We start from the raw sequence: 24,238 nt of genomic DNA, 5'->3' as shown, positions 1-24,238 counted from the left end.
TGGTGACTGATTACTTAATTCGTCACTGTTGAACGACCTGGCCGGCTTGTAAACTCACCCTTGCGGGAGAAGACTGTTGCAGGACAAAGGTAAACTCCGTACTGCTGTTATGCTGTATGACGGTTTTCAGCTCACCGCTGACTGCGCTACTGAATAGCTGTGTGCCATCTTCATCAAAACTGGTATCCCAACTTCCCGGTGATTCACTCAGTAATAGCTGACCGACATACAGGGATTTAGAGCTGCTTGCCTGGGCGAACAACAATAATTTACCGTTGCTTTCGATCCAGGCCTGGTTGATCAGCACAGCTTCACCGGATATTTGTTCAAACATCAGTACCCCTCCAGTCGCAAAGCTGGTATCCAGTGCGCCTGAACTGGTCACTCGAACGATAAAGTTCTTAGTGCCTGCATGGCCAAAGACAATAAAGCCCTGGCTGGCATCCACCACTGAGCCCTTCATGGTGATGTCGTCACCCACACTCAGGCCGATATCGAGTAACGCCAGGCCGTCTGTGCCGAAGCTGGTATCGGGGACGCCTGCTTCATTGGCTTTGGCGAGCAGCAGTTGAGGTGCCGTCGGCCCCGGTTGACTTTGGCCAACGCCGACCAGGCTACTTCCTACAGTATGGATCATAGATACTTTATGTGCATTGGGGCTGCAACTGTAACCACTCGGAATGGGGTAATCAAAGTGAGCAGGTAAGCTTCCAGAGCTGGGGATGACAAAGGCTATACTGTGCACATAACAACTGGCTGTTGCCTGACCCAGGGCCAGAATATTCCCACTCGGCAGCGTTGTTAACTGAGTTAGCTCTAATGCGGTAGACTCTGCTTGATACTCGCTGGCGAGCAAGCTCAGCACACCGTTGTTGGCAAAGCCGCTATCCAGAGCTCCTAAGTTACTGAACTTATTCAGTGTTGCCATGGCTTGCTCATCCCCCGCTGATACCGATACGTTGCCAGAGGCACTAAGTAAAACGTCGCCTGTGCTGTTTTCCTTAATGGCACCCACGGTGGCGCTGGACATCGGTCCTAAAGTTGTAGCGGGCACAGTGGATACCAAGCCCAGATTGGCAAAGGTATTCGTCCGTTGGCCCACACTATCGAGTTTCAGTACGTACGGCACGGTTTGTGGTGTCGTTTGCCAGGTTGCTGCCTGGCCCCCGAGCAATAGATGTCCTAAGGAGGCGCTAAAGGTCGATATTTGTCCGGCGACAAAGGATTCGTCTCGACGGCCGACACTGACAGTGCGTTGACCAAAGGAGCCAAAGTTCGGGTTCAGTTCGGCTGCTGTGGTTATTTCACCAAGCCAGAGCTCTGATAGGTAGTTGTTACCCAGATGATTGAATTTCTGACCACTGAATAACAACCCACCCTGGGTTTCCAGGAAATCGAATACCTTGAGCCCGGTACCATGATACAGGCTGTAGCCATTGCTGCCAGGGAGCCAGTTGGTATCTACATCACCATTGAGGCCAACCTTGATTACCTGAACTGCCTGATCACTACTAAAGAAACTGCGCTGAATGGCCAGATAGTAAGTATCGCTATCCGCTGCGATCCCTATGCCGGTTGCAGCATAACCAGAGATATCATTGTCTGAGTCTGTGGGGAGTTCACTGAGCAGATAGACGCGTTTACCTGTGCCAGCAAAGGCCGTGTCCAGCACGCCATCCATGCTCAATTGCAGTAAGTACGCAGAGCGTTCTTCGCCAAATTCGTCCAGTGTTGTCAGCCCGGTAACCAATAGGGTATTACTGTCTTTAATCTGCACATGACGGGCAGTGTCATTGAACTCGGTGCCGTCTGCGCCTTCGGGCACTGTGGTGATATTGATTTGTAGCAGGCCGTTGTTCTGGAAGCTGCTATCCGGAGCCAGCGTGCTTTGTGTGAAGCGCATTAACATTACATCCTCACCCGTTTCGGTCGACGTAATCTCGCCATACACCAGGTAGTCTCCAGAAGGCAAAGTGACCATGCCCCGTGCATTCTTGGTGGGCGTTTCTGCCAGCGTTTGGGTCGTGGTGACCTCGCCCTGAGCTGTGATCCTGGACAGCGTCACTGTGCCAGTTGTTGCGGTGCTGGTGGCTCTGATATTACTCAGGATGGTGATGGTTTCATTGTCTTCCAGCGCAATAGCAACGGGGGTAACAAACACGTTGCTGCCTAAAGGTAAGATCATATAGCCATTGTTGTTGGCATAGCTGGTATCCAATGAACCATCGCCGAGCAGACGGAATAAGAGTAGTTGTTGTGAGCTTAAGAAATTGACGTAACCTGCCACATAAATACGCCCCTGTTCATCAACAGCCGCTACTTTTGCCCAGACATCCTGTGGAATGCTCTCAATCTCGATGCCGAAGCTACTTTGGAAGTTGCCTGCCTCCGCAAAGCTATTATCAGGGCGGCCATCACTGAGTTGCTTGCTGACGTAAGCACGGTGAATATTGCGGCTGGCGGCGTCATTGAAATGACCAACAGCGCCAACGCTGATCAGTTTGCCATCGCTAAGCAGAATGGTTTCGCCGGGGTTGTGGAATTCCAGGCTGGCATTGAGCGCCACCGTTAAGTTGCCGTCATTACCAAATGTACTTCGCTTAGTGGCAACATAGCTCGGTGCTGCTTGTGTAACGGAGATGGTGATCTCGCTTTGTGCACATAGCTGAGGTGTACCAGAGTCACAGACTGTGACGGTCAGGGTATAGGTTTGCTCTCCATTGCTGGCCAGCTGTTCGGCGTCTGCAACGGTGACCTTACCATCCGCATCGACCGAGAAAATTGTCGCGTTGTTGCCTGATAGCTGATAGGTGAGGGAGTCGCCATCTGGGTCTGAGGCACTGATCTGCAGCACCTGCGTTCCATTGCTGATATCCGTCTCTATTTCTGCCGAACCGGGCTCTACAGTGGGTGCGTAGTTTTTGTCGTTCACGGTGATGGTGACCGTCGCGACGTTGGAAATTTCGGCCAGGTCGTTGCTCACCACGTAACCAAAACTATCACTGCCGACGAAGTTAAACTGGGGAACGTAAAGGGCTGTGCCATTGGCTGAATCTATTGAGACACTGCCGTGGGAGGGTCCAATAACAACCATTACGCTATTGACCAGTAGATCACGCCCTTTGGCCTGATCATTGTTCAGGATGGCGATGCCTACACCCTCATTTTTATCGACTTGTACACTGTCATCGACGGCCACCGGGGTTGTATTCGGCGCTGTGATAGTAATGGTCACGGTGGCAGTGTTGGAGACTGCTCCCTGGTTGTCTTGCACTTGATAGGTAAAGCTGTCCGCTCCCTCCGACGTGCCAGTATGAAAATAGGTGATCTCCCCGCTGCTACTTACTTCTGTGGTGCCCATTTGCGCACTTTGTACTATCTCAACGGTGCCGGCTTGCAGTGTGCCATCGGCATCACTGTCATTGTCCAACACTGTGATAGTGACAGACTGGGCGACTTCGACAGAGGCGCTGTCATTCACCGCAACCGGTGGCTGATTGAGCCGTTCAACTGTAATGGTGACGGTTGCAGTATTGGAAAGATCCCCTTCATTGTCTTGCACTTGGTAGGTAAAAGAATCACTGCCTGAGAAGCCGCTTTGCGGGGTATAGATAAATCCGCTCAGCTCTACGGTATCCAATGTCACGCTGCCGTTAGTCGGGGCGCTGACCACGGTGAGGCTGTTGTAATTCAGGCTGCCGTCACTGTCGCTGTCATTGGCCAGTACGTCTATGGCAACCGCTACCTCTTGGGTCGTTGTGGCGCTGTCATTCACGGCAACCGGTGGCTGATTAAGTGGTTCAACCGTAATGGTGACGGTTGCAGTGTTGGAAAGACCGTCTTCATTATCTTGTACCTGATAAGTAAAAGAATCACTGCCTGAGAAGCCGCTTTGCGGGCTATAGATAAATCCGCTCAGCTCTACAGTATCCAGTGTCACGTTGCCGTTTGTTGGGGCTGTGACCACAGTGAGGCTGTTGTAGTTCAGGCTGCCGTCACTGTCGCTGTCATTGGCCAGTACATCTATGGCAACCGCTACACCTTGGGTCGTAGTGGCGCTGTCATTTACAGCAATCGGTGGCAGGTTGTTGCCTGTGACTTCGATAAAGACATGAGCCACATTGGACGTTGCCCCTCTGTCATCTTGAATTTGGTAGGTAAAACTGTCGCTACCCCGGTAGCTCGGTTCACTCTGATAAATGAACTGGGTGCGGTTTGCATTCAGGCTCACATCACCATGACTGGGCCCTTCGATCAGCATCAGGCTGGTTGGGTTCAGACTGCCATCAATATCCTGGTCATTGGCTGCCACCGCAATGCTGACTGGCTGCCCTTGTGCGACTTCAACACTGTCATCGTTGGCCAAAGGCGCGTCATTGACTTCGCTGACTTCAATCACCACAAAAGCCTGCACACTGGCTGCGCCATCATCAATTTGATAGACGAAATAGTCTTGGCCATAGCTATTTTGTTGCGGGGTATAGCGGAAACTCCCTGTGTCACTGAGCTCTAGTGTGCCCATTAAGGGTTGCTCTATTATCGATAAGGTCAGCGTATCTTCATCGGCATCACTGTCATTTTCCAGCACGCCAGGGAGGTCGACAAACAGCTGTTCATCCTCGTTAGTCTGATAACTGTCATTGACTGCGACGGGCGGAAAATTACTGACTTCGGTCTCTATAAGCAGTGTGATAGTGGCTGTGTTTGAGCCACCATTGCCATCTTCCACCTGGTATTCAAAGCTGTCTGTGCCGATAAAATCAGAGTTGGGTTGATAGTTAAAACTCCCATCTGCATTGAGTGTCAGGGTGCCATTTTGTACATCGGTGACGGGCGTGGTGTTCACCGTGAGTGCATCGCCATCGAAGTCTATGTCATTTACCAGCAGCCCGGCGCCACTGACAGTGAGCTCGCTGTTCTGTGCCAGCGCATAGTGATTGTCAAAGGCGATCGGGTCCTGATTGACACGCTCAATTAATAAGGTGACTTCGGCTTCGGCGGTGACGCCCTGGCTATTGACGATACGATAGCGAAATCCATCGGTGCCAAAGAAGCTCTCTCGGGGTTCATAAGTAAAACGGCCGTCGGCAAATAGAGTCAGCGTACCGTTTTGTGGATCGCGCACTGCTGTGGTGACCAAGGTCAGTGGTTCGAGGCCATTGGCATTGTCGTTGTTCAGCAAGTTACCCGAGAGTGACTCAAACTGAACACCACTAAAGCTGTCCGCAACGGCGACAGGGGTGATTAGGTTGGAGGCTGCTAGCATGCGTGACTCGCTGAAGGCACTTTCACCGCTGCCGTCAATGCCAGTGATGCGGGTGTAATAGTGTTTTTGTGGATCTAATCCACTGAAGGTGTGCGTAGAGTCGGTTAAAGCGATGACTCGCTGGCCACCTGGCAAGGTGGTGATGTTGCGCACATCATCAATGGGTGATTCGGCCAGATAGGCGTTATAGCGCAAGAAACTGGGCAGTGGCTGCCAGTCCAGTGCCGCGCTCCCGTCACTGCGTGGCGTACTATTAAACGCGATACTGCGTGGTAACCAGGTAATTTGTTGGGTGGCCACTGTGGTGAGATTACCGTCATTGTCTTCTACCCAGACCTGTAATTGCAGGCTACCTGGTTGCTGCGCAAAATTAGCCGGGTTAATACCCGTTTCGGTAAACGCGAATGGATCGCTGCAATTGCCATCGCATAAAACCTGTGCCTGCTCTGCATTGTCAAAGCCGAGCAGTACCCGGCTTACACCTTCCGGATCGGTGATAGCATCCAGCGAGACGGTTAGGTTACCCCGGTAGGTACGCTGTGTATCGGGGAACAGGACGTTGCCCGTTCCGTTTACAAACTGTGTGTTGACCACCTGGCGCGCGGCGAGGATACGGTTTGCGAACTTGGGCTGATAGTCAAAAGGGATCAAACTGACCTGGCCTGATGGTGTATCTGGCTGATCGGCGCCGTTATCTTGGGCAGGTGGTTCAGTGGTCGTATTTTGGTTGGGTGTTGTGTTTGTTGTGTCGTCACCATCGCCTGAGCAACCTGTTAAAAGCCCGGTACAAAACAGTGTCAGAATGCCCAGTTGGTGTAATTGCGAGCGCTTCATCCCCCATCCCCCTTAAGGTTGACTCAAAATAAACAAGCCAGAAGCGGTAACACTCGGCTCATCAATTTCGTTCAAATTAAAATTGCCACGCAGCTTGTTTAGCTCGTCGCTGAACTGGGTTTCGATAGTGCCTTCAGCCAGATTTTGCCCATGCGAGGCAAAGTTGACGCCCAGCGTCATGCCACTGGCGTCGATCAGGCCATTAAAGGCGGCAAACCATTCGCCTTGTTGGTCGTTAAACGACAGCACGCCTTGCGGCACTGTGCCATTGTCGAAGTCGACATTGATCTGCATTTGGATGTTGCTGACTGCGCCAGCAGTAGAGTTAAACTCGGTGCGTTCAAGCGTGGTGTATAGGGCCGTCCCGGTTCGCTCGGCAAGTAGATCTTCAAGGGGCTCGATCCCGACGGTGTCGAGGCTCTCTTCCGTAATAAAGCCGTTATCAGAGATATCCCGACCGACATCGGGCAAGGCGGCTTCAAAGGCCTCTTGGGCCGCAGGAGGGGTGGCTACCGGGGTTTGCGCAATAGTCAGTGTTGTTGCCTCAGCAGGAGAGTCATCTAGCTCAGCGCTGGTATCCTCAGTGTTACTGTCATCGTTTTGCTCATCTGGATCGTTACCGCTGGCAGCGCCCTGGCTGGTTGGCGTGAGCCGGGTCAGTTGTGATGGTGGTGCAAGTAGGGGCGTTACTTCACCGCTTTGGCTGACACTGGCAAAGGAAAAGTTACCTTCTTGCCCGAGCAGCAACGGCTCCTCGTTGACGCTGACTTCAATGGTGCCATCCCACACGGCCAGCAGTAGAGCATCTCCTTGCCATTCAACTTCATAATGCGTGCCTCGGATCCCGATACTGCCGACTGGGGTGCGGAGCTGATAATTGTCTTTGTTGCCCTTTATTTTGCCTGTAATGGTGCGCAGTCCGCCCGTCACTAATTCCATCACAACAGAGCCATCCTCTTCAGAGGAACCGCTATATTCATTGATGATCAGTTGGGTGTTTTCCTTTAAGGCGATTAAAGCACCATCTTGCATACGCAGCTGGGCATTACTTTGTTGTCCGGTATTAACCACATCGACATCAAAAACCGGGCTGCGACGTTTTAGTGCGCGCTGTTCGGCGCTGTCACTGGCTGTTGCCACTACTTGGCCACGGGACATCAGGGTTTTGCCCGCCGGGGCAGCCTGACTGACGGTTGCAAAGAACAAGCCGGATAACAGTAGAGTCAGGTGGGTGCTGTGTCTGAGTGGCTGCCAGCGGGTGCGAAAATTAGAAATCATAATGTACTCCTAAGGACCATTCAGTACGATCATAACTGTACAGTTGCAGTGAGCTGTCTTTGTCGTAGTAAGCCAGCTTAGTTTCCAGACTCCAGGCTGGTCTTATCTGGTATTGCCAGGCCAGGTGTGCAATATGCAGTGTTTCGTCTCGCACTTGTAAAAAGAAAGGGTGCGCTGCTCTGTGTTCAATATCCCGGTATTGCACTTTGGCATTTAGGCGATGTGCATCATTGAACCGATACACCATCGAGGCACTAAAATGGCTGTAGTCACGGGCATAATGCTCGCCTTCAGGGTTTCGCGCTGGTTGCCAGGTATATCCCGCACTCAGGCGTAATAGCCAGTTTCGGGTTGCCCGGCTGAGGGCCAAACCAGAAGTATATAAGCGACTGTCAAGAGCACTGTCTCGGACATTGTTCAAATTAAACGCGCTTATATTGACGGTCGCTGCCCAGTGTTCATTGATGGCGTATCTCAGCGCACCAAACACGCCTGCATCTTGCTGATAAGTCGCAGAGTCCAGTGACATAACACCCAGCTGGGTACCAAGATGCAGCTGAAAGGCCGCAATATCCTGAATGTAGCTGAGGTTAGCGCTAAGCTGAGTTCGGTCGAATTCATCGCTGTCCTGGTGCCGTTGATCTGATACCTGAAGATTGGCTCGCCATGCCTGATGTTGAGTTTGTTGCCAACGGCCATCAAAACGATAACTGGCACGGGCGAAGGAATCCGACGCTTCGCGGCTAGTTTCATCGAGCAAAATGGGCAGGCCGCCAATCACTATGCGGTCATCTGTGGTACCACTGTTGACGTTGCTGTCGTGGCCCAGCGCCAATGAAATCCGGTGCTTCAATTTCTGTTTCAGGCTGGCAAGGTTGTCTTCAATGGCATCCAGCGCACGCGTTACCTGTTGTCTAAACTCATCACTGAGTGGCGTATTCAGTAGCGAGCTGAGTGTACTGGCAGCTTGCGGGTAATTCTTTTGCTTGTTGTAGGTCAGGCCTAGCAGGTACAAGCTGGGTTGATGATTAGGTTTGGCGGCGAGCACCCGCTCAAGGGCAAACACAGCCTCATTATAATGACCCGTTTCGAGTGCGGCTCTGGCGTACATAAAATCAAAGGCAGGATCGCCAGCGGCAGTCTCGAATTGTGCTTGCGCTAATGCATAAGCCTGTTCAAATTGTCCCTGCTCGAGTGCTGATTGGAGTTGTGTGAGCGGTGTCGTTGCGGCCAGCGCTGCACTAGTGTGCAGTCCAACCAGCAAAACGACCGGAATAAACGCGCGATGAAGTAATAGCTGCATAACAGATCACCCAAGGTTCGATTATTCTCTGGTACTGCCAGTCAACTTTGTTTGTAAGCATTATTTCATACCCAGGCATGCCATGCCGGAGCGTTTAAAACGGCGAACTGATACGTACACCGCTAACACGCCAGGGTGTCACTGATAACGACCTAACAGGTTAATCTCTATCAGTTTTAAGTCAACGGACCAAGAGAGCGTGATTAAATTATAGACAGTGCTTTCAATAATTCACTCTAAGTTACGGGTACAAGACATGTTTGTGATTATTGTGAGATAGGATTGATACCTTGCTCCTGGCCGATCTGTGGATACTGCGAGAGCAGATGCTGATAGGTGCCATCCTGGATGATGTCGCTGAGGCCCTGATTGAACAGGCCGATAAGCTTACGGGATCGGGGATGTGTTTTGAGGATTCCAATATGAAGTGGCCATGATGCGATGACCTGAGTGTGTACGGTGAATATCTCTTGCTGAAAATGGTGGGTGATTGCATAGGCCGCGGCAAACCGATCAGCAATTACACCATCGACCCGGCCCCGGGCCAGCTGTTGCAGACATTCGCTTAAATGTAGCTGGCTGATCACGCCGATAGCGGGATACCCACGAACCAAGTTTTGATAAGCAAAGCCACGGATCATACACACGCGTTTGCCATTGAGAGATCTTAATCCAGAAAAAGGCAGGGCGTGCGCGGCGAGTGAGATAAAAATGAGTTCATTGTGCAAATACGCGGTGCTAAAGAAAAATTGCTGTGCACGTGCCTGAGTATGCCAAAGTGCCGGGATTACATCGACTTCCCCACTCTGTGCCAGGCGCATTGCCCGGCTAAATGGCGCGACTTCAAGCGCAAAGGTTTCGCCACTGCGAGCAAAGGCTGCGGCAACGATATCATAGCTAAGACCACGATCATCGTCCTGTACATAAGGTGGCCATACGCTATGACTGCCCAGCAGAATGGGTTTTGCTAGCAATGGAGAAGCACATGTCAGGCACCAGACGAACGCCACTAACACGAAATTGCGCAAACCAGTCCCCTTATTTTCTCACTGTTCTGAGTGTAGTTGAAATCGCCTCAATTGGCAGCATGGAGCGAATGTCATGGGGCAATTGTAATCTTCTGTATGGTATCTGCTAAACAATGTATATTTCATCCAACCTGTCATGCCGGTGTCACAATGCGCGTTTTATAGTGGCATACTGCCAACAAATAAAGACAACAACGTATGACAACTAAACAACGTGTATACTGGATATCTGTGATAGCGGGTGCAGGTATGTGCCTGGATCAGCTCAGTAAGTGGTTTGCAAGTGACTACTTAAATGGTTGGCAGATGGCCAGCTACTGGCATGACCTGGTGCGCCTTGGCTACCGGGAAAATAGCGGTGTGTTTTTGAGTTTAGGCAGTGAATTACCAGCGCCATTGCGCAGTGTGTTGTTTATTGGTGTGATTGGTTTGCTGTTGGTGGCGATTTTACTATACACATTGAAAAGTGAGGACTTGAATCGTAACCAGATCACTGGCTTGTCTTTGGTGTTGTCTGGCGGTGTGAGTAACCTGATTGATCGGGTGCTTAACAATGGTGCGGTGATCGACTTTCTCAATTTGGGGATCGGTGAATTGCGAACGGGGGTGTTTAATATTGCTGACGTAGCAATTATGTGCGGTGCCGTGATGTTGATACTCTGTACGACCCACAATCAAAACGTTGCTGCGCAGAAAACCTGAAGCCAAACATACACCGTCAAAGTGGTAAATGTTAGCTGGCGGGCAACTCGGACGGTTTGCTGAGCAAATAGGCCATGACCATCAGCTCGGTTAACGCGACGCCGACCAGTACAAACCAGGGCGCGGTGGTCATGCATAAGATCGCAAAGCCAAATAGCATCCCTAAACCCGCGCCCCATTTGCCTTTGACTGGCACAACTTGATGGGATTGCCAGGCAGCCAGGGTGGGACCAAATTTGGGATGAGCCAGCAGCCAGTTGGCTAATTTGGGGTTAGAGCGGGTAAAGCAAGCCAGTGCCAGAATAAAAAAAATCGTGGTTGGCATCACGGGCAGCGCCATGCCAATAAAACCCAGCGCCACACATAAGATCCCGGCAAGGTGTAACCAGAAGCAACGGTTAAATAGTTTTTGTGCGTGTTTTTTCATCGCAGTCCTTCCCGGTATTATCCCGTGTGTGTACTATCGGTGTGACCTACTCTGTTCATTATAGCTAAAAAAAAACAGACGAATAGTCGCTGTAATATTTTCGCGCTGTGTGTAATATTTACCCAAGTTGGTGATGAGTTGGTGTGTGATATCTATGCACTATGAAGCGTTAAGCAGCGGCCGAAACGCCGCTGCTGGTGGCACTTAGAAGTAGTAGCCAATGTTAATATTGAAGCGGCGCTCAGTCTCGTCGCTGTTACCCGCAATGGATCCACCCACGAAGGGTTGGTTTTTGGCGAGCACATAATCTATGTAGCTAAAGAACGCACCCGCAGAGAGAGAAACACCGGTGACGTTCATCCAGGTGTCTTCGCTGTCGTCCGATTTATCGTAGATAATGCCGTAGTCATTGTAGAATTGCAGCCCTGTGATTGGGCCAAATTGTACCGGTAAGCTGTATGCGATATTGGCATTGCTCATCGTTGCCTCGGCAGCAATAGAATCAAAAAATGCATAGGCGCCGACGGCCATACGTGTGGCAGGTGTATCGACATCGTATTCGTACTCACCGTGCTGCAATTGCAGGTTCCAGGGGCCATAGTTGCCGTTGAAGTGGATAGCCCAGGCCATGTAATCACCGGCTCTTTCGGTCCCGTCGTGCAGGCCACCACTTAAACCAGAGACGCCCAGCTCGGTGGTACCGCCTTTATGCTTGAAATGATAGGCATAGCGGCCGGCAAAGGTGTTGTATTCGCCCAGCGGCTGGGTTGGATCATCATAGATGCCATCGCCGGTTTTGCGAAAGCCAACTATGTCGTATGAGTAGCGATCGCTGCGGTCTTCTACATAACCATCGACACCGCCCAGCTCATCATTTTTGAAAAAACCCAGATCCAGCTGCCAGTTGTCGGCAATTTTGCGTTTAAACAACACGCCCATATCGTGATCGTCTTCTAACCCCACGTAGTAAGTGGTGTTAAAAAAGTAATTATGTGAGTTGTAAGGCCAGTTACCAAAAGGCACTTTGGTCATACCCAGCTGTGCCTGCCAGTCTTTGGCAAAGTCATAATGTAAATAGGCATACTTAACGGCGGTCATGTAGTCGAAAAAGCGGATCTCGGCATTGAGGCCAAAACCGCCCACATTGCCGGAAAAGTTAAGCCGAAAAATATCGAAGTCAAAATCGCCGCCGCGGTTTTTGTTATCGTCGTCATACGACGTGTGGCTGAGGTTAGTCCGCACAGCACCGCCCACTTTGATACTGGGCTTGGCAGGGTCGGCCTGGCGCGCTTTTTTATCGGCTTTGGCCTGTGCTTTTTCGCGTGCCTGTTCGCGTTCCATTTTATGCACTTTTTGCTGCAGCAGTTCAAGTTGCTTCTTTAACTGTGCCAGTTCATCTTCGCTGGCAATGGCGGGACCAGAAGACAACATCATAGCGCCGCAAAGAGCCGTCATGAGTCGAGAGCGTTTTAGCATGGGAGAATACCCGTATGGTTGAGTTAGTGAGAATAAATTATCTCTCAATAGCCTAGACCATTCACTCTTATGTTCCAAGAAATCCGCTATGAACGCCAGGAATTTTCCCTGATCCTTTGGATAGTTGCGCAACTATAAACTATATTTTTGAGCAGTAACGTGAATTTGATCAGCAACGCTATGGTATGTGCGTTTTAGTGTGTTGGCACAGCCAACCCATCCCGTGAGGAATCCACTCTATGACTATTTCGCAAAAGCTCAGACTGGCTTTTATCGTTGCCATCGTCTCGCCTATTTTAATTATCGCTGTGCTGATTGTGTCCCAGACACGGCAACTGGCGCTCGATAAGTTCGTGGAGATGAGTGGTCGGGAAGCCCTTCAGGTCGACAATGGAATAGGTATGTTCTTCGATGAAATTGCGAAGAATGTCGAGTTCCTGGCGACCAATCCCAAGCTCACCCGGGCACAAAGCGGCGTACAGGTTTATACCGGTAATAGTACCGCGACTGCGCTTAACTCCCGTGCTGGCAGCGAGACAGAGCAGGCCGTCTATGATTTGTTTGAGCGCTTTGGAGATACCCATCCGGGGATTGCTTATATCTACTTTGGTAACACTGAAGGTGGTTATATTCAATGGCCTCAGGGTGAAGTGAGTGCAAACTATGATCCTCGTCCCAGGCCCTGGTATCGCAGCGGGCAAGCGGCCAATGGCCAAACTGCAATGACCGATGCTTATTATTGGGCACCGGATGATATGGCGATTGTTTCAACCGTGCGCTCCGTCAGATCCAATGGTCGGGAGATTGGTGTCACGGGCATGGATGTCTCATTACAGGGCCTGACTAAGATCATTCGGGAGGTCAAACTCGGTGAAACGGGCTATCTGATGCTAGTGGAAGACACGGGTAAAATTCTGGTCGATGCCAAACATAGCGATTATCGATTCAAAGATGTTAAACAGGTCGAAAACGGTCTGTATAAAACCCTTGCCAGTAATCAGTCCGGGCTGTATGAAATTCAGATTGATGATACTGATTACTTCGCCAGTATCTACACGTCAAAGAAGCTGGGCTGGAAGTTCATTGCATTTGTGGAACAAAGTGAAGTGATGGCAGCGGCCAATGCCATGACCTGGACTCTGGTGATCCTGAGTGTGGTGCTGGTGGCTTTGTTTGTGGTACTGGCTAACTATATCGCGAATGTTTTATCTGGCCCGATTGTGGAAGTCAGTGATGGCTTGACCGTCATCTCCCAGGGAGGCGGCGATCTGACGCAACGTTTAGAGGTCGACAGCAAAGATGAAACCGGCAAATTGGCGGATAGCTTCAACAGCTTTCTTAATTTGATCGCCCAGCTGGTGACAGATATTAATACGTGCGCTCAGCAGCTCAATCAAACGGCCGGCGCTACGGCCTCAGAGTCGGAGGAACTAACCAGTTCAACTGCGCAGCAACAACAAGCCCTTGAAATGGCTGCAACGGCCATTAATCAGATGGCGGCAACGGCCAACGAAGTGGCATCCAGTTGTGCGAATGCCGCAGAGCTGGCCACCCAAACTCAGCAGGCTTCAGAGCTGGGTCAGTCGGTGATGTCGGAGGCAGTAGACAGTGTGGTTGCGCTGTCAGATGTGATTAAGCGGGCAACGTCAGACATTAATCAGCTGGATAGTGAAAGTGAAAATATCATGTCAATTCTCAGTGTGATCCGTGGGATTGCTGAACAAACTAACCTACTGGCATTGAATGCAGCCATTGAGGCTGCCCGGGCTGGTGAGCATGGTCGGGGGTTTGCGGTGGTTGCCGACGAAGTCCGGGCTTTGTCTCAACGCACCTCAGAATCAACCGAAGAAATCGCCTCACAGCTCGACAAGTTGAGAAAAATGACAGAAGGGGTGTCGCTGGATATGCGCAGCAGTTTGACCCGCACAGATAAAACGGTAGAGCTGACCGACTCTGCGCAAAGCCAGTTCAGCGAAATCACCCAGTCGATTCAAACCATCAGTGATCTAAATACACAAATCGCCACCGCAGCTGAGGAGCAGCAGCACGTTGCAGAAGACATTAACCGTAATGTGATTGAAATAAAAAATGCGGCCGACAGTGTCAGCGATGTGGCCAATAACACCAGCGAAAATGGCGATAAAATGCAGCGATTATCTGAACAACTGACCCGCCTGGTGGGCCAGTTTAAGGTGTAATAAGCGAGGGATGTGATGAAGATCACTCATATTCGATGGGTACCTCTTACACCGCCCGGGCAATTTAGGTAAGGTAGTGCCAGTTTAGTTTAAAAATAGGTGTTATATGGAACTTTCTGCCTCAGTAAAATTGGCACGTACCGAGTCCGGCCTGGAGTATTTTGACGTTAACGGACCTCAGTGTCAGGCTAAAATTTATCTTCAAGGTGCACAGATCACCGAGTTCATTCCAACAGGTCAGAAAAACCTGTTATGGGTATCCCAGGATGAAACCTACCTGGAGGGCCAATCTATTCGTGGTGGCATTCCCATTTGTTGGCCTTGGTTTGGGGTGCATGCTAATCCAGACTGGCCTGCGCATGGGTTTGCGCGTAAGCAGGTTTGGCGTGCAGAGCGTGTTGAAGAAGACGATGCTGCAATTCGCATTGTGTTGTCTTTGCCTATGGCCTCTATTGACCGTACTTTCTGGCCTTATGAGTCCAGTTTGACTGTCGAGTTTGTACTTAGTGAGCAGCTCGAAGTTAAACTCTGCAACACCAATACTGGCAGTGAAACGTTTACCCTGACACAGGCGCTGCACACCTATTTTCCAACGCCAGCAATAACCCAAACCCGTGTGGATGGGTTGCAAGGGGCAAACTATATTGAGTTTGGTGAAGGCCCATTTGTTCAGAACGAAGTGGTCACCTTTGGCCGCGAAACCGACATGGTTTACACCCAGGCATCCGAAGTACAAATCATTGAAACGCCAGATGGCAAAATTGAAGTAGGCCGCGAACACTCAAGTTCTTGTGTGTTATGGAACCCCTGGATAGAAAAGTCCAAACGTCTGAGCAACTTCCGCGACGATGAATACCACACTATGCTGTGTCTGGAAGCGGCCAATGTGATGGATGATGCAGTGACACTGGCCCCGGGTGAATCCCACACCCTAACCACCAAAATCAGTTGGATTCAGTAAGACCGAAGCAAGGCTTCGCAGCTATCGTGCAAAGTCGTGCTTTAGCGCGGCCTTTGCGCAAGGTGAAGTGAGCCGTTTTAAGGATCCTGGCACTGTTCACTTTGGTAACCTGATGCCCTCCACATGGAAGTGTGCCCACTCGTACCTCAATATAGACCGAAGCAACGCTTCGCAGCTATCGTGCAAAGTCGTGCTTTAGCGCGGCCTTTGCGCAAGGCGAAGTGGCCGTTTTAAAGATCCAGGCACTGTTCACTTTGGTAACTGGGTGCTTTCCATATGGAAGTGTGCCCACTCGTAGCTTTACTCCAAGCCATGTTTGCCTGGGTACCACTTTAGCGCGCTGCACTGTTCACTGTTTTACACCTCGTCATCCCGTGCTCGACACGGGCACTACTAAGCTACTTAGCCAGTGAGTAGGTCACTTCTCATAGCGTTGTGCCTGCGGCATGGACACAAGCGTCTGTCGGACGCTTTTCGTCTTGGTCAATTTCCCGTATTCTGAACGCAGTAATAATCGGACAGGGAATACGATGGCAGTACTCATTGTGGATGACAATCCGGAGGTGCGCTTAAGCGCGGCATTTTTGCTTGAAGATCATGGTTTTGAGGTGTTTGAAGCAGAGCATCCAGACGTGGCTAAGCAGTTTTTGAGTTGTAAGCAAATAGAGCTGATCCTGCTCGATATGAATTTTACCCGCGACACCACATCCGGCAATGAGGGACTGGCATTTTTGAGCTGGTTGAAGTCGTTAGATGGTGCACCGGCGGTGATCTGTTTGACCGGCTGGGGGAGTGTGACACTGGCCGTGGAGGCGATGCGCCTGGGCGCCGCAGACTTTATCGAAAAACCCTGGCAAAACCTGCAATTGCTGGATGCGATCCGAAAGCAAAGTAAGCTCAGCGCGCTACAAACACAAGAAAGTGTGGTGGCAGATACTGAGGTTACGTTACCGGCTTATACGTGGCGCTCAGAGGCCATGAAAACCTTATTCAGGAAGCTGGAGCGGATCGCAGTCACTAACGCCAGCGTTTTACTGTGTGGTGAAAGTGGATGTGGCAAAAGTTACCTCGTTGATGCGCTACACAGTCAGTCGGCACGCCGAGATGGCCCTTTGATCAGTGTGAATATGGGCGCCATTCCTGAGAGTTTGTTTGAGAGTGAAATGTTCGGGCACACCAAAGGGGCGTTCACTGATGCTAAATCGCAGCGCAGCGGGCGTTTTGAACTGGCTGATGGCGGGACTTTGTTCCTTGATGAGGTCGCGACCATTCCGCTGACGCAACAAGCCAAGTTACTTCGGGTGCTGGAAAGTGGTGAATATGAGCGGGTCGGTAGCAGTCGCACAGAGCGTGCCGACATTCGTCTGATCTGCGCCACCAATAGTGATCTGGAAAAAGCGGTGGCCGCAGGGCAGTTTCGCAGCGATCTGTTGTATCGCATCAATACCTTTACCTTTGAGCTTCCGCCATTGCGCGCACGGTTGGATGACATAGTGCCACTGGCCAATTATCTGCTTGCGCGCCACGCGGCACGTTACAATCTCGACACTAAGGTACTGGATAGTGAGGCACAGGCTGCATTGCTGGCCTACCGCTGGCCCGGTAACATTCGTGAACTTAGTCATGTGATGGAGCGAGCTTTATTGCTCAGTGAAGGGGCACAGATCGGTGTTGTGGACTGTCAGCTGCGTCTGTCCAGCCCTGAACCCGAGCTGTCGTATAATGAGGGGGCTCAACCGTCGGGCCGGACGCTGGCGGAGGTCGAGAAAACCCTGATAGAGCAGACCCTGGCACTGCATCAGGGCCAAGTTAGTGAAGCAGCCCGGGCACTTGGGCTGACTAAGTCCTCTTTATATCGCCGACTGGACAAATACGGGCTGCGTAATGAAAGCTAACTTTGAGCGCGGGCTACATGTGCATCTTGCTTTGCTGGGCTTAGTCGTCGTGGCCCTGTTGTCATATTTATTGTGGCAGCAGGCGATGCCATGGTGGCAGAGTACGCTCATAGCGGGAGGCGTCAGCGGACTATTGTGGCGTCTGCAAATACAGCGTCTGGCAAAGTTGGAGAGCATTTTTTCGCGCGCACACTGGCAGCTTGAGGCCATGCAACAGGCGGATTTCAGCCAACAGATCCGGCCCCATTTTCGTTCCGGGCAGGTGGCGGCATTTGAACAGCAGTTGATAGCGCTGGGCGAGCAGTTACATCATCAAAAGTCGCGTTATAATTCACAGATCTTTGTTATTTATCAGCTGATCGACAAGCTCAATACCCCGATCCTGGTTTTTACCGAAGAATCACGATTAAGTTATGCAAATCAAGCTTTTGAATCCTTGTATAGACAACCCTGGCAGCATTATAAAGGGGCAACAGCCCTGTCTCTGGGGCTGGAAGAAACGCAGCAGGGGTGGCAGTTTGTCAGTCACACACAGGGAGCTCGCTGGCAGCTGCACAGCAGCTATTTTTATGAGCAAGGCAAGCGCCACAGTTTACTGGTCGCGCTGGATATTACCAAAGCGCTGAGGCAAAAAGAGCTGGCAGCCTGGCAGCAACTGATCCGGGTGATCAGTCATGAAATACGTAACTCGCTGACCCCGGTGAGTTCATTGGCGCAAAGCCTGGCGGAGCGTGCAAACTCAGCCAGAGAGCGACAAGCACTGGGGGTCATTGAGCAGCGTTGTCAGCATTTGCAGCACTTTGTTGCCCGTTATGGCGAGATAAGTAAAGCCATTGAGCCTCAGGTTCAGCAGGTGCAGCTCCACCCGTTGTTTACGTCAGTGCAGGATTTATTTGCATCACAGCACCCGGCACAGTGTGTAGCACTGGATTGCCAGGCGCAGCAGTGTCATTGCGATCCGCAGTTGCTTGAGCAGGTCCTGATCAACCTGGTTAAAAATGCCATCGAAGCCAATCAGACTGCCACACCAGCTGGCCACCAGGTGCTGATACGTAGCTATTACCTCAGCCCGGCGGTGGTGATAGAGGTGGCGGATGAAGGGGGCGGATTTGCCAATCTCGACAATGTGCTGACGCCGTTTTATTCCACCAAAACCGAGGGACAGGGCATTGGGCTGACCTTCAGCCAGCATGTGATTGAATGTCATGAGGGCCAGTTTGATGTTGGCAACGAACAGCGAGGTGAGCGAGCGGGTGCGGTTATTAAGATGACACTCCCTAGTTGATAATAATTATCATTTGCGTATAATGACCCTCATACTGATCTTAACCTATGCTGCCGTCGTATTATCATGCCAGCAAACCCTGATCCGGGAGTGGTCTATGTTGGTTTTAATCCCTTTAATCGTATTTATTGTCGCGGCTGCGTGCGTCAGCCAACTGAGGCTAGCGCGTTTGATGACGGCCAGGCTCAGAGGGTTGCTTGCCTGGAGTAGTGCGGGCATTCTGGCACTGGCAAAAGTGTACGCCGGGTTGAGCTTGTCTGCAGCTTTTGCGGTATTTATCGTCGCCGGTGGCATTTTACATATGGTTAGTTCGCTTGATCAGCACAGCGATGCCTGAGCTGCATTGGGTTAAAGTGTTTCAAAAGATAAATACCTACTGATTCTTAAGCACATTTTTTGCCATACTAAGCGCAACTTTGGATCACTTCATCGAGGATGAGCATGGTTGTGCAATTGATGAGAACTTCTTTTGCTGCGTTGTGCGCTGCATATTTGCTGCTTGTTGTGAGCACTCAGGCTCGCGCCAATGACTGGCAAACCCTTCATACCGAGCACTTCAGAGTACACTATACACCGACCCAGCAGGCATGGGCGCGATCCGCAGCCGTTGAGCTGGAGTTGGTCAGAGATTTGGTGTTACAGCAACAGGGTCGGGCCCTGGATAGTATTGCCGATGTGGTGGTGTTTGATCCCATCAATGGGGCAAATGGCTTTGCATTACCCAGTACTGGCACCCCGCTGATGGCGTTGTTTACCACGCCGCCACAGTCAGACTCTGTGATTGCCAATAGCCCGGGCTGGCAGCAACTATTGATCCTGCATGAATACATCCACCTGGTCCATTTATCTCAACCCAGCCGCAGTGTGTGGCGTCAGCACCTGCGCGACTGGTTTGATATTTATGATCTTTCCAGTGCGGTATTACCCCGCTGGGTTGCAGAAGGGTATGCCACCTTGTTGGAATCTCGGTTGACGGGTCGTGGCCGCCTTTATGATAATTACAGCGAGGCCTTGCTGCGTGCGTTTGCCCGTCAGGGGGCCTTGTTGTCTTACGGGGCGCTGAGCAATGGGGATGGCAGTTACCGCTCCAGTGCGATGGCTTATTTGCTGGGAGTGAGGTTTTTGGCCTGGCTCGAGGACAAGTATGGCAAAGAGACGCTGGATGCTGTCTGGACGCGCGTTCATGGCGTACACAAGCGCAGCTTTGCCAGCGCCTTTGAAGGGGCATTCGGACAAAGTGCGCCACAGCTGTATCGTCGCTTTATCGCGGAATACACCTACCTTGCTATGACTCAAGAGCGCGACCTGGATACGCTGAACAGCCCATTATGGCAAGAGTTTGACTATGCGGCGAGCGATCCCGTGTTGTTCCCGGATGGCTCGCAAATTGCGTTGACAGAGCGCAGCCGAGATGGAGAGCGCTGGCTCCGGGTGTATAAAACCGAAGACAATATTGAAGCCAAACAAGCCTTCGACAAAGCACAACAGGCCATTTTGGCTGCGGACCCCACAGACATTGCGGATAAGCCCCCGGCCGTATTTAAGCGTGAACAAGTGGCTGAGCTGGCGGCGAGTGATTTTGCAGGTATCCAGTATCCGCAGTGGCTGAACCAGGAAACGCTTTACTTTGTTGCCCGTGCGCGCGTTGATGAGGCGCGGGGTAACCGGGTCAACGATTTGTATCGCTGGCATATTCCCAGCGGTGAGGTGACGCGACTAACGAAGTCGCTGGGGATCCGCCGTTTTACTTTGCTGGACGCAGATACGCTGTTTGCTGAGCAGGTACGTAGTGGATTTTCTGAATTGGTGCGGGTCGAGATCAGCAGCAACACCGTCACACCACTGTCGGCGCGCAACCTCGGCACTGTGTACGATTATCCGCAGCTTGCCCCTGACAAACGTCAGCTGGCCTACCTGAAAACCGCGCTGAACGGCAACTGGCAATTGTATATACAAGACTTGCAATCCGGCACAGTGCACGGTGTGCCTATGCCTCAGGGGTATCAGTACCTGACTGCACCCAGATGGCAAGCAGACGGAAAAGGGCTTTACTTTATTGCGGGCCTGAATGGCCAGCTAGGTGTGTATCGTTACGATATAAAGCAAAACAGCCTGTATCTGATCACCGCCGGACAAGCGGTTTTTGAACAACTGGTGCCCCGGGCGGATCAGCCGCTGTTATATACTCAATCTACGCCACAGGGCACGCGATTGCATGCGCTGGATAGTCAGATCACGGAACAGCCGGTCACTGCCCTCAGTGAGGATTTCGCGGTACCACTGGGTAAAACCGATACCGTAGTATTGCCTGAAGCTCAGATTTATGACGCTGAGGAGCACGCTATTACCCACAGTGATTACCAGTGGCTGAAGCAAAATGCGTCCGTGGCATTATCGGCGCAGGCCAGCACTGCTGCCAGTGAATTGCTGAGCGTGGGCGTCAAAGGCAGCGATCTGCTACAGCAATTATCTTGGCAACTGGGACTGACACAGAGCAGCGACAATGTACTGGATGGCAGTTTTGCCGCGCTGCGCTACCGCTGGGGAGACTGGCGTTTTGATGCCCACCTGAGCAACTACCGCTTAGACAGCCGTCACCAGCATGGTGAGGCACAGCCGGTCAGGTTGTATGGCACAGGACTGAGCACCAGTATGAGTTATGAGTGGCGCTTTGATACCTTGTCTGTTGCGCCTTTTGCTGCGGTTACTCACTATGATGATGAAGGCGATGAGGCCATGACCACGCAGTGGACCGGGCTGGAACATGGCTGGCAATACTATCAACAGGATTCTGCCCTGGGCTATCGTCTTAAAGCAGCCATCTTGAGTGGTGACAGCCAGGGACACGGTTATGACTGGCAAGGGTATGGCAAGGTGTGGGACTGGCCCTGGTTTGCGGGTGTGCAGTCTCAGTATCGCGACGCTCAATTGCTGCGTCTGGGCGGGTTTGATAACAATATCCTCAGTGGCCGCACCCGCAGCGATCTGGTGCTCAGCCCCGAGCTGCCTTTTCAGTTTGCTACCGGCCGGCATTATTACGGCTATGAACTGGCATCCAGCTGGTCACTGGGTCAGCCCAGGCTCTTTATAAAACATCACCGCCTTGATGGCCAGCGGATTGCGAAAAGCTATGGGGTGAAGTGGCAAGTTGACCTGAGTCAGCAAGTGCTCGGATGGGCAAACTGGTTTGCGCCTGCCGGGATGACCGATCTGCATTTTGATTTAGGTGTTGCCCGGGTGGAAAGCGATCTGGCAGAGGACTCACTGCGTGCCTGGTTAGGGCTGTGGTACGCGTTGTGAGGGTCAGATAAATAAAAAGGCAGCCTGTGCTGCCTTTTTAGGGAGAAAAGTTTAATTCAGTATTACTGGTAATCCGCAACCAGGCTCAGACCTGAGTAAGCGTTGTAGGCACGAATACCGACCCAGTAACGACCTGCACCATCGTTGCGTGTACAGTTTTCGGTGTTACCCCAACGGTACGGACGACAATCATAAGTGCTGGTAGTGGGTTGTGCATCTTTACGTACGTACAAGTCAGCATCACCGCTGCCACCTGAGATATCAAAGGTGATGTTTGTAGCGCCCGCTGGCACGTCGAAGTAGAAGTAAGTCATCTCGCCACGTGCAGCTGACAGGCCAGTTCTTGCTACGCCTTTTTGCAGCTGATCTTCACCACCTGGGCCATAGACAGGCACTTGCTTCGAGGTTGTCGCAGTTGCACCTGTGCTGTCTGTTACAGTTAGTGACACTGTGTAGTTACCGCCAGCGGCATAAGTGTGGCTTACAGAAGCGCCAAAGCCTGTTGCGTTGTCACCATAGTTCCACTCGTACTGAGAGATAGCGCCATTCGGTGAGCTAGACGCGCTGCCGTCAAAGCTACATGCCAGTTCTGTACAGTTGGCTGTAAAGTCGGCTACTGGCATTGGATCGCTGTTGTTGTCGCCATCCGGAATACCATTGAAGTGGCTCGATACTTCAGGCCAGATTTTGCTGATTTTAACACCCTGGTTAGTACAGCCACCGAAGTGGTGCAGTGCAATAACCTTGTTGCTTGATGCAGCCAGAACCGGTGAGCCAGAAGAACCACCAATGGTGTCACAGTAGTAGCCCATGTCTGTGCCTGTGCCGCGGCCATTGGCTGTTACGACGTCAGCTTCACAGTTGCCGCTGCTGTTCTGATCTGACTCAATGGCCAGCTCTTTCGGGTTACCTGAACCGTGCTGTGGAATATAGATGCGCTCGCCTTGTGTCGCATCGCGAACATCCAGACCAAAGTAGCCAAATGGTGCCGCTTTGTTGAACTCGTTGATGGTGAACAGGGTGTAGTCCAGTGTGTAGTCTGAAGACAGGAAGTCTTTACCTGTGACTTTCACCACAGTTTCCAGGTTTGAACCATTACAGCTGGTGTGCTGGTAGTTGAACCATACTTCCGTGTTGGCCAGCTCAGACGCAGAACCCACACAGTGCTCGTTGGTGAACATGCGGTTGTCCGGGCCAACACGCCAGCCAGTACACAGGCCGCTACCGTTCATCAGCAGGCGAGCAACCGGACGTGAACGTTCAAATTCAGTGGGGTTTGAACCTGCCCAGCACTGTACGTCACGACGCTCATTAACACCACACGTTGACTCAATGCCCACGTCGGTTGACGCGTTCATGGCTTCCATCATCGGCGTGTTTTCTGTGCCATGGTCGTAGAAATCAATCACTGCTGGCGTGATTGCCTGAGTTGAAATTTGTCCCGAATCAGACGCGCTACCCGGTGTATATTCAACGATTGCCGTTTCAGCAGAGATAGACATGGCTGAGAAGCTCGTTACGCCGTCGTCTCCCAGTTTGCTGTTCACGGTTGCTGCATGCATATTCGCTTCAGTGTACTCGTAGCGTTCGCTGCCATCTGCTGAGCGCACAACCAGTTTGCCGCCATTGGCCAGGTTCACATTTTTAAAGTGTAGTTTGATGTAGCTGGCATCAGGGTGGGTGATGGTGCGTGTGATCACTGTGCTGCCTGTGCTGCTGAGTGTCGCAAACTCCTGACCGAGCGAAATGTTGGCATCGGCACGGGCACCAATGATGGCTTTGCTGGCCTTACTGGTGTATTGCATCATTTGTGCTTCTGTCAGTGGCGCAGTGTTTTGAGCCAGTGCTGCGGTTGAGAGTAAGCCGAGCGCAGAGACAAGATAGGTTAGTTTCATTGCTGTTCCTTTTCACTTGTTGTTGAATGATTTTTTAGAATAAAAAGTTATTGAATAAATTTCGCACAGGTACAAAGGTAATCACAAAATCAGTTGTTGTAAAGAAAGTGATAACAAAAAATTAATAAAGTAAATCATCACTCCTCATTTAAGTACTGTATTCATGCGTGTTTTGGGTAAAAAATTTTTATTTTTACAGCTTTTTCTCTGTATTTTATTCCTGCTTTGCGGGCTAAAGGTGTGTTTTTCAGAGAAAATCAGCAAATATCAAAGATCTTTCTTTGTTTTAGAAGCAATTACGTCAAATCGTCTTGGGGATCAGAACGCCTGATATTACTGTTAACGGAGACTTTACATGTTCGTTAATGCAGGGCCAAGCAGCTGTAATGG

The 24,238-nt window shown here is 51.3% G+C and carries 14 protein-coding genes; 7 read left to right on the top strand and 7 right to left on the bottom strand.

Annotated features, from left to right (window positions below; translation table 11 throughout):
- Nucleotides 1-22 precede the first annotated feature (22 nt).
- The 4 genes from IY568_RS15975 to IY568_RS15960 form a co-directional block, all read right to left on the bottom strand.
- Nucleotides 23-6,100 (bottom strand): Ig-like domain-containing protein, encoded by a 6,078-nt coding sequence (locus tag IY568_RS15975; protein ID WP_194868073.1) that lies wholly within the window; start codon nt 6,098-6,100, stop codon nt 23-25.
- 12 nt (nt 6,101-6,112) lie between these two features.
- Nucleotides 6,113-7,378: a FecR domain-containing protein gene (locus tag IY568_RS15970; RefSeq protein WP_194868072.1), complete on the bottom strand. Its 1,266-nt coding sequence runs from the start codon at nt 7,376-7,378 to the stop codon at nt 6,113-6,115.
- A complete protein-coding gene (locus IY568_RS15965; RefSeq protein ID WP_194868071.1) occupies nt 7,368-8,681 on the bottom strand; it encodes a tetratricopeptide repeat protein in 1,314 nt (437 codons plus the stop codon). Before IY568_RS15965 ends, IY568_RS15970 begins: the two co-directional genes overlap by 11 nt.
- 266 nt (nt 8,682-8,947) lie before the next feature.
- On the bottom strand, nt 8,948-9,709 hold the full coding sequence (locus tag IY568_RS15960; RefSeq protein ID WP_125561023.1) for a substrate-binding periplasmic protein: 762 nt from the start codon (nt 9,707-9,709) through the stop codon (nt 8,948-8,950).
- Nucleotides 9,710-9,907: 198 nt separating this feature from the next.
- Here IY568_RS15960 and lspA point away from each other — a divergent pair, with 198 nt between their 5' ends.
- Nucleotides 9,908-10,411: a signal peptidase II gene (lspA, locus tag IY568_RS15955; protein WP_125561021.1), complete on the top strand. Its 504-nt coding sequence runs from the start codon at nt 9,908-9,910 to the stop codon at nt 10,409-10,411.
- A gap of 31 nt (nt 10,412-10,442) precedes the next feature.
- Here the strand turns inward: lspA and IY568_RS15950 are convergent, their stop codons facing one another.
- Nucleotides 10,443-10,838: a YbaN family protein gene (locus IY568_RS15950; RefSeq protein ID WP_125561019.1), complete on the bottom strand. Its 396-nt coding sequence runs from the start codon at nt 10,836-10,838 to the stop codon at nt 10,443-10,445.
- A 204-nt stretch (nt 10,839-11,042) separates the two neighbouring features.
- Nucleotides 11,043-12,314 carry a porin gene (locus IY568_RS15945; protein ID WP_194868070.1) on the bottom strand — a complete coding sequence of 424 codons (1,272 nt, stop codon included), beginning with the start codon at nt 12,312-12,314 and terminating at the stop codon, nt 11,043-11,045.
- Between the two features lie 239 nt (nt 12,315-12,553).
- On the opposite strand from IY568_RS15945, the gene IY568_RS15940 reads away from it, so the two are divergent.
- From IY568_RS15940 to IY568_RS15915, 6 genes are all read left to right on the top strand, one after another.
- Nucleotides 12,554-14,512, top strand: coding sequence for a methyl-accepting chemotaxis protein (locus IY568_RS15940; RefSeq protein ID WP_194868069.1), 1,959 nt, complete (start codon nt 12,554-12,556; stop codon nt 14,510-14,512).
- A gap of 106 nt (nt 14,513-14,618) precedes the next feature.
- Nucleotides 14,619-15,473 carry a D-hexose-6-phosphate mutarotase gene (locus IY568_RS15935; RefSeq protein ID WP_194868068.1) on the top strand — a complete coding sequence of 285 codons (855 nt, stop codon included), beginning with the start codon at nt 14,619-14,621 and terminating at the stop codon, nt 15,471-15,473.
- Between the two features lie 530 nt (nt 15,474-16,003).
- Entirely contained in the window at nt 16,004-17,368 is a 1,365-nt protein-coding gene (locus IY568_RS15930; protein ID WP_194868067.1) for a sigma-54-dependent transcriptional regulator, read from the top strand.
- Complete coding sequence (locus IY568_RS15925; RefSeq protein ID WP_194868066.1) at nt 17,358-18,653, top strand: sensor histidine kinase; 1,296 nt, start codon at nt 17,358-17,360, stop codon at nt 18,651-18,653. The genes IY568_RS15930 and IY568_RS15925 overlap by 11 nt, the downstream gene beginning before the upstream one ends.
- A gap of 97 nt (nt 18,654-18,750) precedes the next feature.
- Entirely contained in the window at nt 18,751-18,990 is a 240-nt protein-coding gene (locus IY568_RS15920) for a hypothetical protein (protein WP_125561007.1), read from the top strand.
- A gap of 119 nt (nt 18,991-19,109) precedes the next feature.
- Entirely contained in the window at nt 19,110-21,953 is a 2,844-nt protein-coding gene (locus IY568_RS15915) for a TolB family protein (RefSeq protein WP_194868098.1), read from the top strand.
- A gap of 62 nt (nt 21,954-22,015) precedes the next feature.
- Here IY568_RS15915 and IY568_RS15910 read toward each other — a convergent pair whose 3' ends face one another.
- On the bottom strand, nt 22,016-23,848 hold the full coding sequence (locus IY568_RS15910) for a PKD domain-containing protein (protein WP_125561003.1): 1,833 nt from the start codon (nt 23,846-23,848) through the stop codon (nt 22,016-22,018).
- Between the last annotated feature and the right edge of the window lie 390 nt (nt 23,849-24,238).

Origin of the sequence: Pseudoalteromonas sp. PPB1 (assembly GCF_015356275.1) — a bacterium.
Taxonomy (GTDB): domain Bacteria; phylum Pseudomonadota; class Gammaproteobacteria; order Enterobacterales; family Alteromonadaceae; genus Pseudoalteromonas; species Pseudoalteromonas rubra_D.
Note: the sequence above shows the minus strand (reverse complement) of the source record. Positions and strands in the feature narration are given on the sequence as shown.